We start from the raw sequence: 14,357 nt of genomic DNA, 5'->3' as shown, positions 1-14,357 counted from the left end.
TCCCACGCTCACCCCCACCCCCGCGCCAGCGGCGACGGCACCCGCGGCCACCCCCACCATGCCGCCGTCCGCATCCACCGAAGGCTGGCCCGTTTACGAGGTCCCCGACGAGCGGTTTGCCATCGCCCTGCCCCCGACATGGGGCAACGTGGACATGGACCCGGCGAACTTCCAGGCGAGCCTAACCGCCGTCCAGGAGAAGTACCCCGATGTGGCTGACCTGGTGCAGGGAGAAGCCATCGCGCTGATCAACGCGGGCGTGTCGTTCTTCGGGTTTGACCCCACATCCGAGGCGTTGAAGGCAGGCGGCGCGACCGATGCCAGCGTCCAGCGCCAGCGCATGGGCACCACCGTTACGCTGGAACAGGTTCGGCAACTTGTCCTGACGCAACTGGAAAACACCGAGAGCATCCAGAAACCCGTGGCGACGCAGATCACGGACCTGGCAGCCGGAGGGCAGGCGCTGGAGGTCAGTTTCCGCGCCAGCGTTACCGACAGGAGCGGCGCTCCGCTGGAATTGCAGATCTTTCAGTACCTGGCCTTGCGCAAGACGGACTTGTACGTGGTTACCCTATCCACCAACGCCGACATCGCCGATCGGTATGCGGCGGTCTTCCGCGGCATCGGGACGAGCCTGAGGTTTATCCCGCCCCGGCGGCATGAGGTCAGCCTGGACGATGACCCGGTCAAAGGGTCGCCCGACGCCCCGGTAACCATTGTGGAGTTCAGCGAGTACCAGTGCCCCTATTGCGGGTACTACGTGCGCGAGGTCTTTCCACAGATTGACGAGGCCTACATCAAGACGGGCAAGGTAAAGTACGTCTTCCGTGACTTCCCCTTGACGTCCATCCACCCCAATGCGCAGAAGGCTGCCGAGGCCGCGGGGTGCGCCGCCCAGCAGGGCAAGTTTTGGGAGTATCACGACCTGCTGTTTGCGCACCAAGACGCGCTGGACGTGGCGTCGCTGAAGCAGTACGCCGCAGACCTGGGCCTGGACTCGGCCCAGTTTGACGCCTGTCTGGATTCGGGCGCGATGGCCGAGGAGGTGGCCGGGGACATGGCGGACGGCCAAGCGTATGGCGTGACCGGGACCCCCGCGTTCTTTGTCAACGGCATCAAACTGACCGGCGCGCAGCCGTTTGAGGCGTTCCAGGAACTGATTGAGGAAGAACTGGCGAAGAAGTAGCCGGCGCAGAGCAAGGAACGCACATGGCCGAGTTCCAGCCCGACGCCCCGCGATACACGATAGAGGACTCCTTTGCGGCGCTGCGAATCGCGATTCCGGCGCGCCGCCATTGGCTCATCGTCCTGTTCCTGGGGTTCTGGCTTGCGGGCTGGGCGACGGGCGAACTCGTCGTGGGAGCCACACTCGTGGAGGGCCTGGCCGCCATCCTGGCGGGGCGAGCGCCCGACATGGGCAGCGGGGCCGGCCTGCTCTTCATCGGCATCTGGCTTGCGCTGTGGACCGTGGGCGGCGGGTTCGCCCTGCTCGTCTGGCTGTGGAACCTGGCGGGCAAGGAAGTCGTCGTCATTGACGGCGAGTCGCTGACCATCCAGAAGGCCGTGCTGGGCATCGGCCCGCGCAAGCGGTATGAGGCGGCCTACGTGGACCGCCTGCGCGTTTCCGAGGACTACGGCGGTTCCCGAGGGCCGTGGGCCGGCGCGCTGACGTTTGACTACGGCGGCAGCGCGGTGCGCTTCGGCGCAGGACTGACGCCCGTTGAGGCCCGCAACGTGTTGGCGCGCATCGCCGACCGCTTCCCGTCGCTGTCGCAGGGTCTGGAATAAGGGCGCGGCAGCCTGTACGCTACTTCTTCAGCGCGTCGGCGGCCGCCTTCAGTTCCGCCGCTTTGCTCTTCGCCAGATCCGCCAGGTTGTTGGCCGCGTCCTTGCCGCTCTGGATGATGCCGATGAGCGCGTGCATCGGCCCGGGGCCAGCGCCGATGACCAAGCCCGTAACGATCATGTCCAGCAGGCGCGGGGTCGGGGCCCCGATGATGTGCAGCATCCCCAGGTCGCCGAAGATGGCCACGCCCAACCCCACGACCAGGCCGGCCCAGATGCACAACGCGCGCTTCCAGGCGATGTATTCCGGCGCGGAGGTCCAGGCGCGCACGCGGGCCTCGGCCTGCGCCAGGCGCGATTCGGCGGCGGCCAGCCGGGCCAGCGCCTCGTCGGACGCTCCCTCCCCGACCGCGCTTGCCGCTGCCGCAGCCGCCTCGTATGCGGCCTGGTATTCGCGCCCGATCCAGTCCAGCGCCTCCTTGGGGGCCGCCAGCACATCGGCCACCGCCCGCGACGACTGCTCAAAGGCGTCAAATGCGGTCTCCAGGAGCCGCTCCACCGCCACCGACACGGCGAGCAGCGGCCCCAGCACGGTGGCGATGTCTCCGGCCACGGCTGCCGCAGGGACCACGGCGAACAGCCAAGCCAGGCCGTTCGGCTCGGCAGCCGCCCGCAACGCCGCCATCGCCAAGGCAATGAACAGCAGCGTTCCCAGCAGGACGCGCATGTTCACCCGCCATCGCTTGCGGGCGGGTTGTTTCAGCAGGCGCTCCCTCTCCGCGGCCACTTCCTCCGGAGTCTTCGCGCCTTCCTCCACCAGGCGGTCTAGCGTCTTGACTGCCTCCAACTTGGCGGCGGTCTGCGCCGTCCGCTCCATGGACGAACTGGATATGACCATGCCTCACCTCCTGGAATCTCGCGGGCCTCGCAGGCCCGAACGCAGGGCCGGCCCCACTGCGCGGCGGCCCTTCCCATGCAGGCCGAAAATCTCATCGCTTGCGAGCGGCACGTCGCAGAAGGTTCTTGAGTTTGGTGAGCAGCCTGCGGGAATAGGCGCGGGCGAAGTCGGTGGCTGCCTGCTCCATGGGAATCTCGCCGCCCGCCTCGCGCAGATACCAACTGTGTTCAATGATCCACAGGTAGAGGTCGGCCTCGGTGCGGCCTGGGAACTCGTTCAGAATCTGATGCTCGCGAATAATCTGCACCAGCGGCAGGTACACGTGATCGTACCATGACGCCACGGCTTCCTCGTAGGGCACGTCTCCGCCGCGCTCCTGGCCGAGAAACCAGCGGTGCACCTGGATATGCTCGGCAAGTTTCGCGTACTGGCCGGGGAGGGTCAGGCGCACATCCGCGTCGGGCCGTATTCTATCCAGTCCGGTCTGCTGGAGGAAAATGACCCGCTCCTGCTCCAGGATGAGGCTGTGCAAATCTGTATCCGGGGTCAGGGGCACGGGCGTGGCCAGTTCGGTTACGTAGGCGTCCACGAATTCCTGGCCGCGTTCGCGGGCGACGGAAACGCGATGGTTGCCGTCGCGCACGAAGTAGATGTCGCCAACCTTGTACAGACTCACCGGTGGCAATTCAACCTGCTGGTAGTGCAGCCGATCAATGTTAACCCAACGGTCGCGCGTGTGCGTCTGGCGCGGGAGGAAGGCGCGGTCAAAGTCGCGGTAGCGGCTCTCGCTGCCGACAATCTGGCGGATGGGCACGGCCTGAAGGCCGAGGTCGTGCTGCCCCTGGAGGGGCAGGTGCGCCTTGACGGCGTCCAGCGGGAGCAAGTCGGTTTGTTCGCCCATGAGCCAGCCCACGATCCGATTCCAGAAGGCTTTGCTTCGGGCGCGCTGAAAGTCCTCTTGGGCTAGATGGTCCAAGGTCATCGTGTGCCTCGCTTCTGGCGGCCGCCTGCAAACTGTGGCAGGGCAGGCCGCGTCGTAGGATGTCCCAGTTCCGTCTCCCGATAGGGGTACGTGTTGATCACGCGCGTGGCGTGGAACTGCGTCTCCGTGATCGTGTCCGAGCGGTACACGTGGCTGTGACCGTGAAAGTGCACCGCAGGGCGAAAGGCCCGCACAAACCAGCGGAACGCCTTGATGCCGCGATGCGCGGGGTCGGGCTGGTCGTGAATACCCCACGGTGGGGCGTGCGTAACGAAAACGTCCAGGTAGCGGCCGTACCGGATGCGGTTGCGCAGGAGGGCCGGCACAAGGCGCAGCACGTGCCCCCACATCTCCATCTGCGTGTACTGGAACATCCCCCGATTGTAGCGCACGCTCCCCTCCACGCCTGCGATCAGCCACCCGTGGTAGTTGACGACGCGGCGATGCAGGTTCACGCCGCCATGGACAAGGGGGCGTTCGCCGGTCTCCGAGTATTCCACGACGCAGGTGTGGTTGCCGCGCACGAAGAACAGGGGTTTGTTCAGGACGCTCACCACGTATTCCAGGTACTCGTGCGGGAGGTCGCCGCAGCCGATGACGATGTCCACGTCGCCGAAGCGCTCGCGCACGGCGGGAGTGTGGATGGATTGCACCACCTCGTCGCTGAGGGTCAACACCCGCAGGGTCTTCGCCCCTGGTCTCATGCGCCTCACCGCCACCGCTGCACGATCGCGTCGCCGATGGCCAGCCGCACCTCATCTACCCACAGCCAGATGCGCTGCTCCTCGGCAAAGTCCTGCTTGGTCAGGCGAGCGTCCTCGTCCCAGTTGGGCGCGAGGGGGCATTCCGCGTTGTCCAGGTGGAAGAACATCTCCAGTTTCCAGCCCTTGTCCTTGGCCCAGGCCGCCCACACCTGCGCCGTCTCGGGTTCCACGCGCGCCCACGCCGTCCACTGCGCCGTGCGCAGGCATGGGTGCGGGAACGGTTTGGGCTTGACGGCCACCTCCCGCAATCGTTGCCGTATGTCCGTGTTGGCCTTCGCTTGGCCCCCCTGGTCGGGCCAGGGGCCTGTGGTGATCCCCGAAGGCACCTGCGCGATGATTCGGAACGGGAGACAATTCTTCTCGTCGGCCCGCACCGCGCCTTGCAAAGCGAGCGTGAAGGTGATAACGCCAGTGTCTCGGTTGTAGGTGGGGAAGTCCTTGCCATCGTGAACCCACTCCGCGCGCTCCTGTTCCGCCTGGATTATGCGCACGTACTCGGCAAAGCGGCTTTCCCACTGCGCGACGTCGGCGGCCTGCCGCGCCCGACATGCGGCAGCGGGTTCAAATGGGCCGCAGTCGGCGGACGGCAGGGCGGGCCGCTGATCCATCCACCCGTACAGGATGGCGGCCAACTCGTGCGTGGGGGCCTGGGCCTTGGCCGTGAGCGCGGAGGGCGGGCGCAAGCCGAGATACCCCGCGGCCACGGCCAGCAGCAATGCCATGGCGAGCGAGATGACGTTGAGGCCCATCTGCACGTAATTGGGCTGCGCGGCATACCAGGCCGAGAAATGGCGCACCAAAGGCAGGCGCAGAACAGTCGCAGCCGAGGGGTGATGGCGCGCCCACATTCCCCCGAGCAGCCTTCCCGCATTGTCCAACGCGCTGGCAGCCTCATCCCGCCAGCGGCGGAGGACGTCCGTCCAGGCCGCGCCAGATACCAGCGCTCCGCTTGTGATTCTGATGGCAGCCCTATACGGACCCCGCGCGACCGGTCGCCTCACGACGCACCCCCTATGTATGCGTCCAAACCTGCGAGGGTATCGTAACACAGGTGCGCCGCGTTTGTCAACGAGGGGAGGCCCTTGGGCGCATTGCCGTCCTGGGGCGAGAATAAGGCAGTGCGTCGGGGCAGGTTTCCGTGCCTGCCCTCTCCCTCCGGCGGGTATGGAAAGCTACCCTACACGCTTGACCTCACGCATCTCCACCCCGGCCCTTCCCTCTTCGCGCGCAGTAAGGGAAGGGGAGGGCGTGGAAGGAGATAGGTGAGGTCAAGCACCCCACGAGTGTGAAGACCCCAAGAGTCTCGGAGACGCTTGGGGTCTTTGCGCTGCTCTTGAACTACCTCGCGTCCTCTTGCGCGGCCGGGCCTGGACGCACGGCCACAAGCATCACATTCAGCGCGGTACGGCGCACGGAGCGAACCTCCAGCCCCGCGGCCCGCACCCAGTCCGGCAGGGCGCGTTCCACCTGCAGCCATGCCTGGTACGTAGCCCACTCCTCGGCCAGGCTCGTGCGTCGGTGCCGCGTCTCGCTCCACAGCAAGCCCAGCGGCGAGAAGGTGAGCGCGTCCAACGCACGGCGCGCCCACGACCCGGCCGGCTCCACCACGCCCAGCATCCCCCCAGGGCGCAGCACGCGGGCGATCTCGGCGAGCGCCGCCTGTGCGTCCAGGTGATGCAGCACGCCGTCCACCAGCACGGCGTCAAACGCGCCATCGGCGAAGGGCATGCGCATCCCGTCGGCTGCCACGGGGCAGGGCGGGCGGCCCGCACGGAGCAGGCGCAGCGAATAGTCCATGCTCACCACGCGGCGGCAGCCCAAGCCGACCAGCAGGCGCGTATTGATGCCGTCGCCGCACCCGTAGTCCAGAATCCGCCATTCGGGCGAGAACCCGAAGGCGCGCAGCCGTCGGAGTCTGCGCCCTTCGCCGCGCCGCACGTGAAGGTAGGCCTCATCCCACTGGGCCTGCCCGCGCTCGGATTCCAACCCGAAGGCCCGGACGTACTCCCGCGCCAGGGTATCCCAGCGGTAGCGCGACCGTGTGAACTCCCGCGCCCGCGCCGCCAGGTCTGCCCGCGCCGCGCCATCGGAGAGCAGACGGTGGATCGCCGACACCCAAGCCTGCGCGTCCAGCGGCGGAACAAGCACGCCGTTCTCGCCGTCCACCACCGCGTCGGGAATGCCCTCCAGCCGCGAGGCCACCACGGGCAGCCCGCGCGACGCCGCCTCCAACGCCACGATGCCAAATCCCTCCATGTCGCCAGGCACGGGGACGTTGGGCATCAGGAACAGCGTGGCGGCCGCGTACAGGTCGGCCAGGATCGTATCCGACACGCGCCCCAGGAGCACCACGCGCTCGTGCATCTTGCCCTCGCGGATGATGCGGCGCACGGTGTGCCGCTCGGGGCCATCCCCCACAACGAGGCAAATCGCGTCGGGCTGCACCTGGGCCAGCAAGGGCAACACCTGGCACACAAACCAGGCCACGCCCTTGCGCGGCACCAGCCGCCCGACGATCAGGAGCACGGGGCGGTCGCGGAGTTCCAGGGCCAGCGCCAGGCGAAGCCGCTCACGCGCCAGGTAGCGGTCGGGCGGCTCCTCCGGCGCGTGCACGCCGATGGGAATCACGCGGCAGCGGGCGGGGGCCACGCCCTTCGCGAGACACGCTTCGCGCGCGGCCTGGCTGATGGCGACAACCACATCCGCGCGGCGCACGCACGGGAGCACCACCGCCTGGTAGATTCGCCGCGGGTACAGGATGTCCAGCCCGTGAGCGGTGAGACCCCACCTGCGGCCCGTCAGGCGTGCCAGGGCCAGGCCCAACGGCGCCAGCACCGGATCGCTCACGTGGATGAAGCGCACGGGGCCGGTCATGCACGCCCACAGGCCGCGCGCGAAGGCCATCGCCGCGAACAGCGGCCATCCCCAGCGCGGCCCGCGCCACGCGATCACGCGGGCCGGAACGATGGCGCTCACGGCGCGGGTCATCTCATAACTCAGTTTCTCCATCCCGCCCACCGACGGCGGGTACTTCCGCGTGATGAACAGAATCATGGCGGCTTCCGAAGCAAAAACTCTGCGTGCCAGGTGAGGAACTCGCCGATGACCAGCCATCGGGCCGTGTTCACCGGCGAGAATCGCGTGGACAGAGATACCACTTCCCAACCCGCATGGACGGCCCACCGTCGGGCCGCGGCGATGGTTACGCGGTGAAGCCCAAACCCGTGGTACGCGCGGCTGTACGAACCGCCCTCGGCCACGATGCTCCGCTGCCACGCCGGAATCCGGCGGGCGCGCGTAAGCAGGTAGAGCCACGTGGCGACGCGCTCGCCCAGCAAGTGATAGGGCGCAAACTGATGGCCGCCCCGCGGGCTGTAGAACGGGGGAAAACTCACGTAGCCGTATCCGCCGGCGCGCACCACGCGCAGCACCCCTTGCAGCAGCGCGGGGCCGTCGTCCACATGCTCTATCAGGCTCGCGCAGAACACCAGGTCAAACGTATCGTCCGCGAACGGCAGGGCCAGCGCGTCGGCGCACACCCGCGGCGACGTGCTGTCCAGTTCCGCCAGGGTGCGCGCGGACAGGTCGGCGGCCACAACCCACGCGCCCCGCTCGCGCAGCGCCTCTGTGTATCCCCCCAGGCCGCATCCCAGGTCCAGCACGCGGCGGCCCGCGACGCTCAAGCCTTTGGCCTCCAGGCGGGCCAGGACCATCCGCCCCTGCTGCGCCTGAAACCGCCTGTAGGCTTCAGGCGACTCGGCGCGGCGTCGCGCCAGGGAAACGAGCCGACCCCACTCACTCACCCGCGCCGCCCTGCGGCCCGTTGAGCCGCTTGACGATCAAATCCGCCAGCATCCCCAGCGCGCCGACCTGCACCCCCGTCAGAATCAGCGTAACGGTAGAGGGCGCGAAGTGCCAGTTGTAGGTGATGATGTCGTAGATCACCTTTGCGCCCCCGAACAGCAGCAGAAACAAACTGATGGGCAGGAACACCTTGAGCGGGTTGAAGTACACGATGGCGCGCACCACGAGCGTCAGGTAGTTGTACGTGTCGCGCAGGGGGTGGAACGTGGAGCGCCCCTTGCGCGGGTAGTAGTCAATGGGAATGAAGTTGACCGTGTAGCCGTTGGTGAGGAACGCGATGGTGATGGTGCTGACCCAGGAATGCGTGGCGGGCAGGACGTTCAGAAACCGCATGACGGGGGCTTTGCGAAAGGCGCGGAAGCCCGAATTCAAATCCGGAATCCGCGTCGCCGTGAGATAGGACGCCAAGAGTCGGATGAAGGTCTTGGCGGGCGTGCGGAGCCAGCGCATCGTGCCGGCCTCTTTCTTCCGCGCGCCGATGACCATGTCGTACCCCTCCAGCGCGGCGAGGAGTCGCGGCATGTCGTGATTCGGATACGTGCCGTCGGCGTCCGTCATCACGATGATGTCGCCGCGCGCGGCCTTCACGCCCGTGGTGCGGGCCGCGCCTGTGCCTCGGTTGCGGAGATGCGAGATGAGCCGCACGTTGGGGAACCCGCGCGCGATCTCCGCCGTGCGGTCGGTGGAGCCGTCGTCCACGACGATGATCTCGTACTCCAGCCCCGTGCTGTCCATCGCCGCCTGCACCGCCCGCAGGTCGTCGCCGATGGCCTGTTCCTCGTTGTACGCGGGAATCACCACACTGATCACAGCCCTTGTGTCCTTTCCTTCTGCGACGGCATGCGCAGCGTATCCATGATGCGCCACAGGTAGTCGCCGGCGAACAGCACCACCAGCGGCAAGAATGGGAAGAAATACCGATCCGTGGGCCACAGGAGCAGGTTGACGCCCAACTGCGCCGCCATGAGCAACAACAGCAACAGGCGCATCTTGTTCAGGGCGTCGTCGCGGTAGCGCACCAGCAAGGACGCCACAAACAGCGCCCCGATGACAGCGCTACCGCTCCCGAGGACCAGCAGGATGTCTTTGACATAGTGATGGGCCGACGACAGGACCTTACCCCAGAAGTCCCCCCAGTGCGCGAAGACGTAGGCCCAGGGGTCGGCGGGCAACGCCAGCATCCGATGGAAGTCGTACTTCTCTTTGAACTCGCCAACGCCCGTCAGCAGGCCAAAGGACGGGTCTCCCACCGGAAGGAAGCGCCCCGCGCCAACCCATGTCGTGAGCGCGAATAGGAGCGCGAAGCCCAGCACGAACGCGCCTGCCCGTTGCCAGCGCGGCCCCTTCGCAATCAGCGCCACGAGCGCAAAGGGCAGGGCGTACAACACGCCCACCGGCCGCACGGCCTGTCCCAGGCCCAGCACCGCCCCAGCCGCCGCCATCCACGCCATGCCCGCGCGCCCGGGCAAGCCCAGCCCCCGTGCATAGCAGAACACGCATGCCAGCAGCACCACCGTGAACAGCGGCTCCGTAAGCCCCGACAATCCGTAGTACAGCGTATCGGCGTTCAGGGCGAAGGCCAGCGCCGCCACGAACCCAACCCGCAGGTCAAACCACCTGCGGCCCAGCGCGAACACCAACAGCGCCGCCAATACGGTCGGCAGCGCCGACGCCAGCGCCACCGCTCTGTCGCTCTCTCCGAACAGGCGCATGGCCCCCGCGATGACCAGCGGATGCAGGAAATGGGGATAGCGTTTCGCGGGGTTGTAGCCCTCCGTCGCCAGTTCGTAGGGCAGGTACTGATTCCAGGCGAACCCCTCGCCCCGCAGGTAGGCCCTGGCGACCGAGGCGTAGCGCATGGCGTCCGGCGACGAGATGCGGGTGAACGCGCGCGCGCCGTAGGCGTACAGGGCGAGGCCCGCAACCAGCACAACGAGAATCGCAAGCAGCCAGGTCTCCCAGCGCCGATGCCTCATGGCCGCGTCTCCTGCTTCAGGAAGAGCACCGCCCGCAACCCGTGGGTGCTAACGTACTCCTTGATGACCTGGAATTCGCCGAAGGCTTTGGGCTTGGCGTAGAGGTTGCGCCAAACGGGATTGGTCTTCGCCGCGGCGTTCAGGTACGTGGGCGTGAGGAAGACTGCGTCCACGCGCACAAAGCGCCGCTCTATCTCCGCCAGCGCCTCCGTGTCCACGGGAAACCACAAACTGGTGCGGTCGCCGTACCACGAGACCAGCCAGTAGGCATCGCTGGCGACGACGGCGTCGGGCGGGGTGTTGGCCTGGAGGAACGCGCCGATCTCGCGGTAGTCGGCTTCCACGATGTCCGAGGGCTCAACGTCCAGCGGCGACCAGGGGAAGGCGGGCGACGGATAGAGCAGCAGCACGAGCAAAATGGCAAGCGCCGCCCACGAAGCCCAGGCCGCCCGCGGGCGCGAGACGAGCGTGCGGTCATCCACAGGCGCGCTCATGGGCCCTCCTTGTCGGTGCGGATGCGCGTTGTGGCCGCCTTCTCCCAGACCCGCACCCGTTCGCCGCGCAGGAACCGCAAAGCCCCCTGCACCGCCGCCAGATTCACAACGCAGAAGTAGTAGGGAACGTAGAAGAGGAGAACGCGCTTGCCCCGTTTTTGCAGCCAGGCCCCGACCAACGCCGCCGCGTAGAACGCCAACTGAAGCCCCATCGTAACGCGGAAGAAGACCGACGACAGGAGAAATGCGTTCACCACCAACAGCGCCACGATGAGATAGGGCACCACGTAGCGCAGATAGCGATGCGAGAGAAGTTTGAGCGAGGTCAAGCCGTAGCGAAACGGGTTGAGCACGCCCGCGTGCTCGGTGAGCACGTGCAGCACGCGCACGGTGCTACGGTGTTTGCGCCCGTATTCGTCGGCGGCAGTGAGGGAAGTCTCCTCGTAGGCGACGGCCTCGGCCTCGTGCACCGTGCGCAGCCCGCGGCGAATCTGCGTCAACGGAAGCCACAGATCGGCGCCGGTGTGATCGGGCACCGGCACGAAATGGCGGCGCGGCACCGCGTAGATAGCGCCGTTGCCGTTGATGATGTTGCCGGTCTCGCTCTCCTTGCGCTTGATCCAGGTCTCGTAGCGCCAGTACAGCCCCTCGCCTGCCCCGATGGCCGAGCGCGGCTTGCGGTATCGGAGTTCGCCGCTCACGTACCCGACCGAAGCATCGGCCAGATTCCGCACCAACTTCGCCACCGCGTCCGGCTCGTACATGGAGTTGGCGTCCGAGAACACCAGCACCTCGCCCGTCGCCATCTCCACCGTCCGGTTCTGCGCATACGACTTGCCGCGTCGCTCGGGGATGGCATTGAGCCGAACGCCGCGCTCCGCGAACTCGGCCACGATCTCGTTGGTGCGGTCTGTGGAAGCATCCGAAGCGACCAGAATCTCCAACTTGTCGCGCGGATACGCCAGGGCCAGCGAGTTCTCCAACTTGTCGCGGATGCACATCTCCTCGTTGTGCGCGGCGATGATGAGCGACACGGTGGGCTGGATTTCGGCGCGCGGGAGCGGCTTGGGCCGAATGCGGGCGAGGATGCCCAAGAGGGCCGGATACCCCACATACGTGTAGGCCACCAATGCGGCAAGCACCCACCATGCGACCGCCAGAATCATGCTCCCCCTCCGCTCCCGCCGCGGGCGGCCCGCTCGCTGCGCACGGCGCGCATTGCCACCACCTGTAGCGCCAGCAGCGCCCAGAACACCTCCGCGACCGAACTCACGCCCAGCAACGTGTCCGCCTCAAAGATCTCGTGCACGATGCGGCTCACCCCCGCGCCCAAAATGCCCACCATCAGCGGGTAGGCCCACGCCACGCGGCGCGTCTGCTTCACAAACCGCATGGACGACGCCAGGAACAGGATCACGAACCAGAAGTACAGCACCACGCCCGCGACCCCCTGCTCCACCGCCATGTTGAGCAGCAGGTTGTGCGGGTTGTCCACGGTCTTCCAGAAACTCAAGCCGTATTCCGGATACGTGGATGTCCACGTGTAGAACCCGATGCCCGTGAGCCAATGGTCGCGCGCGATCTCCACCGCCTTCTGCCAGATTTCCCATCGGCCCGACAGCGTAACGTCCAGCGAGTCGTAGATGCGCAGGTAACGCGACAGCGCCTCCTGCTGGTAAGTATATAGGATACCCGCCAGACAGAGCAAGAGGACGACGGCCAGCAGGATGAGGAAGGCGCGGTTGCGGCGCAGGAGGAGCAGCATGATCCCCGCCGCCGCGGCCACCCCCATCAGCGCGCCCCGCGACCCCGCCCAAAGCATCACCAGCCCCATCAGCGCGAGCAACACGGCAAGCGCCGCCCGCCAGTATCCCCGTATCTTCCCGAGCAGGAGCACGGCCAGCGCAATGGGAAACATCGTGCCCAGGTATCCGCCCAGGGCGTTGGGGTTGTTCAGCACCGAAAACAGCCGCCGCCCGATCACCTCGTAGAACGCGACGATTTTCTGCCGAATGTAGGCCGACCCGAAGAGGCCGTAGCCGAACTGCTTCTGCAAAATCCCGTACACCGTTACGAACGCCGCCACGCCCAGCATCGCGTAGATGAGCCGCACCACGGTTCTGCCGCCTTCCACCCGATTCACGATGAGAGCGAAGAACCCGAAGATGAGCGCGGATTGCACCACGCTCCGCGCGCTGCCCAATGGGTCGCGGGACAGCAAGGTGGAGAACGTCGCCGACGCCAGAAACGCCAGGATGAACAGGTCGTAGGGCGAGCGTCGCCACCTCGCGTCATGGCGGATGCAACGGCGGGCCAACTCCACGCCCAGCAACAGCGCCATCACCGCCAGTTTGATGACCTTGCTCTGCATCAGCGAGAGCGGGCCGATGGTCTCCACCGGCAGCAGAAGGATGAGGCCGTACATGACGGCGCGGGGCTTGACGAGAGCGAGCACGAGCACCCCAAGCCCGCCCAGCGCCGCGACGAAGACCTGTAGGCCCACGCCGTTGCGCGAGGCGAAAAGGGCCGCCGCGCCGATGAACACGCCCACAACCGCAGCGCCCGCCAGCGGCAGGACGTTGCGGATGGCCGTCGGTTGCCCGCCCGTGCACGCATGCGCCGTCATGCCTGCACCTCCTCGCCGGCGGGGTGGGTTTGCCGCCTCACGAACCGGCCCAGGGCCGCGACGGCGCTCCTCACATCCTCCACCCGCAGCAGCGCCAGCGCGGCCACGTAAACCAGCCCACACACCGCCACAAGCACCAGCACCTGGACCCACGCAGCGGCCCAGAGGCCCGCCAGGTGGCCGAGCCGCCCCGCCGCCAGGTACGCGGCGGCCCCGCCGGCCAGCGCCGCCCCAAGCACCTTCGCCACGTCGCGGTAGAGGCCCGCCTCGCGGAAGCAGCGCACATCGCGGCGCAGCGTGTAGGCCACCACGAGCACCTCCACAATCGCAGCGATAGACGTGCCCAGCGGCATCGCGATGTAGCCCAGGATGGGCATGAGCGCCGCCTTCAGTGCAATGTTGACGACGATGGCCAGCACCGAAACGCCCAGCGCCGTCTTGTACCTCTGAAACGCGAACTGCACCCGGTAGAACACCAGGCTCAACGCCGACGCGAACAGCCCGATGAGTTGGTAGTTCATCGCCACGGTGGTCAGCGCCGTGTCTTCGGGGCGGAAGGCCCCGCGCTCAAACAGCAGGCGCACGAGGGGCTGTCCGGCGGCCATAAGCCCCAGTTGCACCGGCAGGATGATGAGTGCCGTCAGCCATATGGCAAAACGAATCAGCCGATCCAAATCCTCGCGGCGGTCGCCGGAGGCCATCTCCGCGAGGTACGGGAAGATCACCACCCCCAGCGCCGCGATGGTAACGCCCGAAAACGCCTTGATGACCTTGTCCGCGTAACTCAAGACGGCGATGGTGCCCTGCGGGAGCATGGAACCCAGAAACCGGTCCACGATGAGGTACAGGTACAGATTCGCCTGCACCGGAATCATGATGAGGCTGGCGCCGACGAGCGTGCGCACCTGGGGCGAGCGGGCGTCGCGCCACGACCAGAAGGGCACGCCGCCGCGCACCCACGACGGCAA

14 protein-coding genes are annotated in these 14,357 nt (G+C 67.0%); 2 read left to right on the top strand and 12 right to left on the bottom strand.

Going from position 1 to position 14,357, the window contains the following annotated elements:
* The first annotated feature begins 154 nt into the window (after positions 1-154).
* Both H5T65_06225 and H5T65_06220 read left to right on the top strand, forming a co-directional pair.
* On the top strand, positions 155-1,186 hold the full coding sequence (locus H5T65_06225; protein MBC7258825.1) for a DsbA family protein: 1,032 nt from the start codon (positions 155-157) through the stop codon (positions 1,184-1,186).
* Between the two features lie 23 nt (positions 1,187-1,209).
* Positions 1,210-1,788, top strand: a complete 579-nt coding sequence (locus H5T65_06220; protein MBC7258824.1) for a hypothetical protein — start codon at positions 1,210-1,212, stop codon at positions 1,786-1,788.
* A 19-nt stretch (positions 1,789-1,807) separates the two neighbouring features.
* Here H5T65_06220 and H5T65_06215 read toward each other — a convergent pair whose 3' ends face one another.
* The 12 genes from H5T65_06215 to H5T65_06160 form a co-directional block, all read right to left on the bottom strand.
* Complete coding sequence (locus H5T65_06215) at positions 1,808-2,683, bottom strand: hypothetical protein (GenBank protein MBC7258823.1); 876 nt, start codon at positions 2,681-2,683, stop codon at positions 1,808-1,810.
* A gap of 91 nt (positions 2,684-2,774) precedes the next feature.
* Positions 2,775-3,665 carry a hypothetical protein gene (locus tag H5T65_06210; GenBank protein ID MBC7258822.1) on the bottom strand — a complete coding sequence of 297 codons (891 nt, stop codon included), beginning with the start codon at positions 3,663-3,665 and terminating at the stop codon, positions 2,775-2,777.
* Positions 3,662-4,348 carry a metallophosphoesterase gene (locus H5T65_06205; GenBank protein MBC7258821.1) on the bottom strand — a complete coding sequence of 229 codons (687 nt, stop codon included), beginning with the start codon at positions 4,346-4,348 and terminating at the stop codon, positions 3,662-3,664. The genes H5T65_06210 and H5T65_06205 overlap by 4 nt, the downstream gene beginning before the upstream one ends.
* A gap of 26 nt (positions 4,349-4,374) precedes the next feature.
* On the bottom strand, positions 4,375-5,277 hold the full coding sequence (locus H5T65_06200) for a hypothetical protein (protein MBC7258820.1): 903 nt from the start codon (positions 5,275-5,277) through the stop codon (positions 4,375-4,377).
* 490 nt (positions 5,278-5,767) lie between these two features.
* Complete coding sequence (locus H5T65_06195) at positions 5,768-7,543, bottom strand: glycosyltransferase (protein MBC7258819.1); 1,776 nt, start codon at positions 7,541-7,543, stop codon at positions 5,768-5,770.
* Complete coding sequence (locus H5T65_06190) at positions 7,480-8,232, bottom strand: class I SAM-dependent methyltransferase (protein MBC7258818.1); 753 nt, start codon at positions 8,230-8,232, stop codon at positions 7,480-7,482. The genes H5T65_06195 and H5T65_06190 overlap by 64 nt, the downstream gene beginning before the upstream one ends.
* Positions 8,225-9,103, bottom strand: a complete 879-nt coding sequence (locus tag H5T65_06185; GenBank protein MBC7258817.1) for a glycosyltransferase family 2 protein — start codon at positions 9,101-9,103, stop codon at positions 8,225-8,227. Before H5T65_06185 ends, H5T65_06190 begins: the two co-directional genes overlap by 8 nt.
* Entirely contained in the window at positions 9,100-10,269 is a 1,170-nt protein-coding gene (locus tag H5T65_06180) for a glycosyltransferase family 39 protein (protein MBC7258816.1), read from the bottom strand. The genes H5T65_06185 and H5T65_06180 overlap by 4 nt, the downstream gene beginning before the upstream one ends.
* Entirely contained in the window at positions 10,266-10,763 is a 498-nt protein-coding gene (locus H5T65_06175; protein ID MBC7258815.1) for a hypothetical protein, read from the bottom strand. The genes H5T65_06180 and H5T65_06175 overlap by 4 nt, the downstream gene beginning before the upstream one ends.
* A complete protein-coding gene (locus tag H5T65_06170; GenBank protein MBC7258814.1) occupies positions 10,760-11,929 on the bottom strand; it encodes a glycosyltransferase family 2 protein in 1,170 nt (389 codons plus the stop codon). The genes H5T65_06175 and H5T65_06170 overlap by 4 nt, the downstream gene beginning before the upstream one ends.
* A complete protein-coding gene (locus H5T65_06165; GenBank protein MBC7258813.1) occupies positions 11,926-13,389 on the bottom strand; it encodes an O-antigen ligase family protein in 1,464 nt (487 codons plus the stop codon). The genes H5T65_06170 and H5T65_06165 overlap by 4 nt, the downstream gene beginning before the upstream one ends.
* Positions 13,386-14,357: polysaccharide biosynthesis C-terminal domain-containing protein (locus H5T65_06160; protein MBC7258812.1), on the bottom strand; the 972-nt coding region annotated here is incomplete at its 5' end. The genes H5T65_06165 and H5T65_06160, both read right to left, overlap by 4 nt.

This window comes from Chloroflexota bacterium, from assembly GCA_014360805.1.
Lineage (GTDB): Bacteria > Chloroflexota > Anaerolineae > DTLA01 > DTLA01 > DTLA01.
Note: the sequence above shows the minus strand (reverse complement) of the source record. Positions and strands in the feature narration are given on the sequence as shown.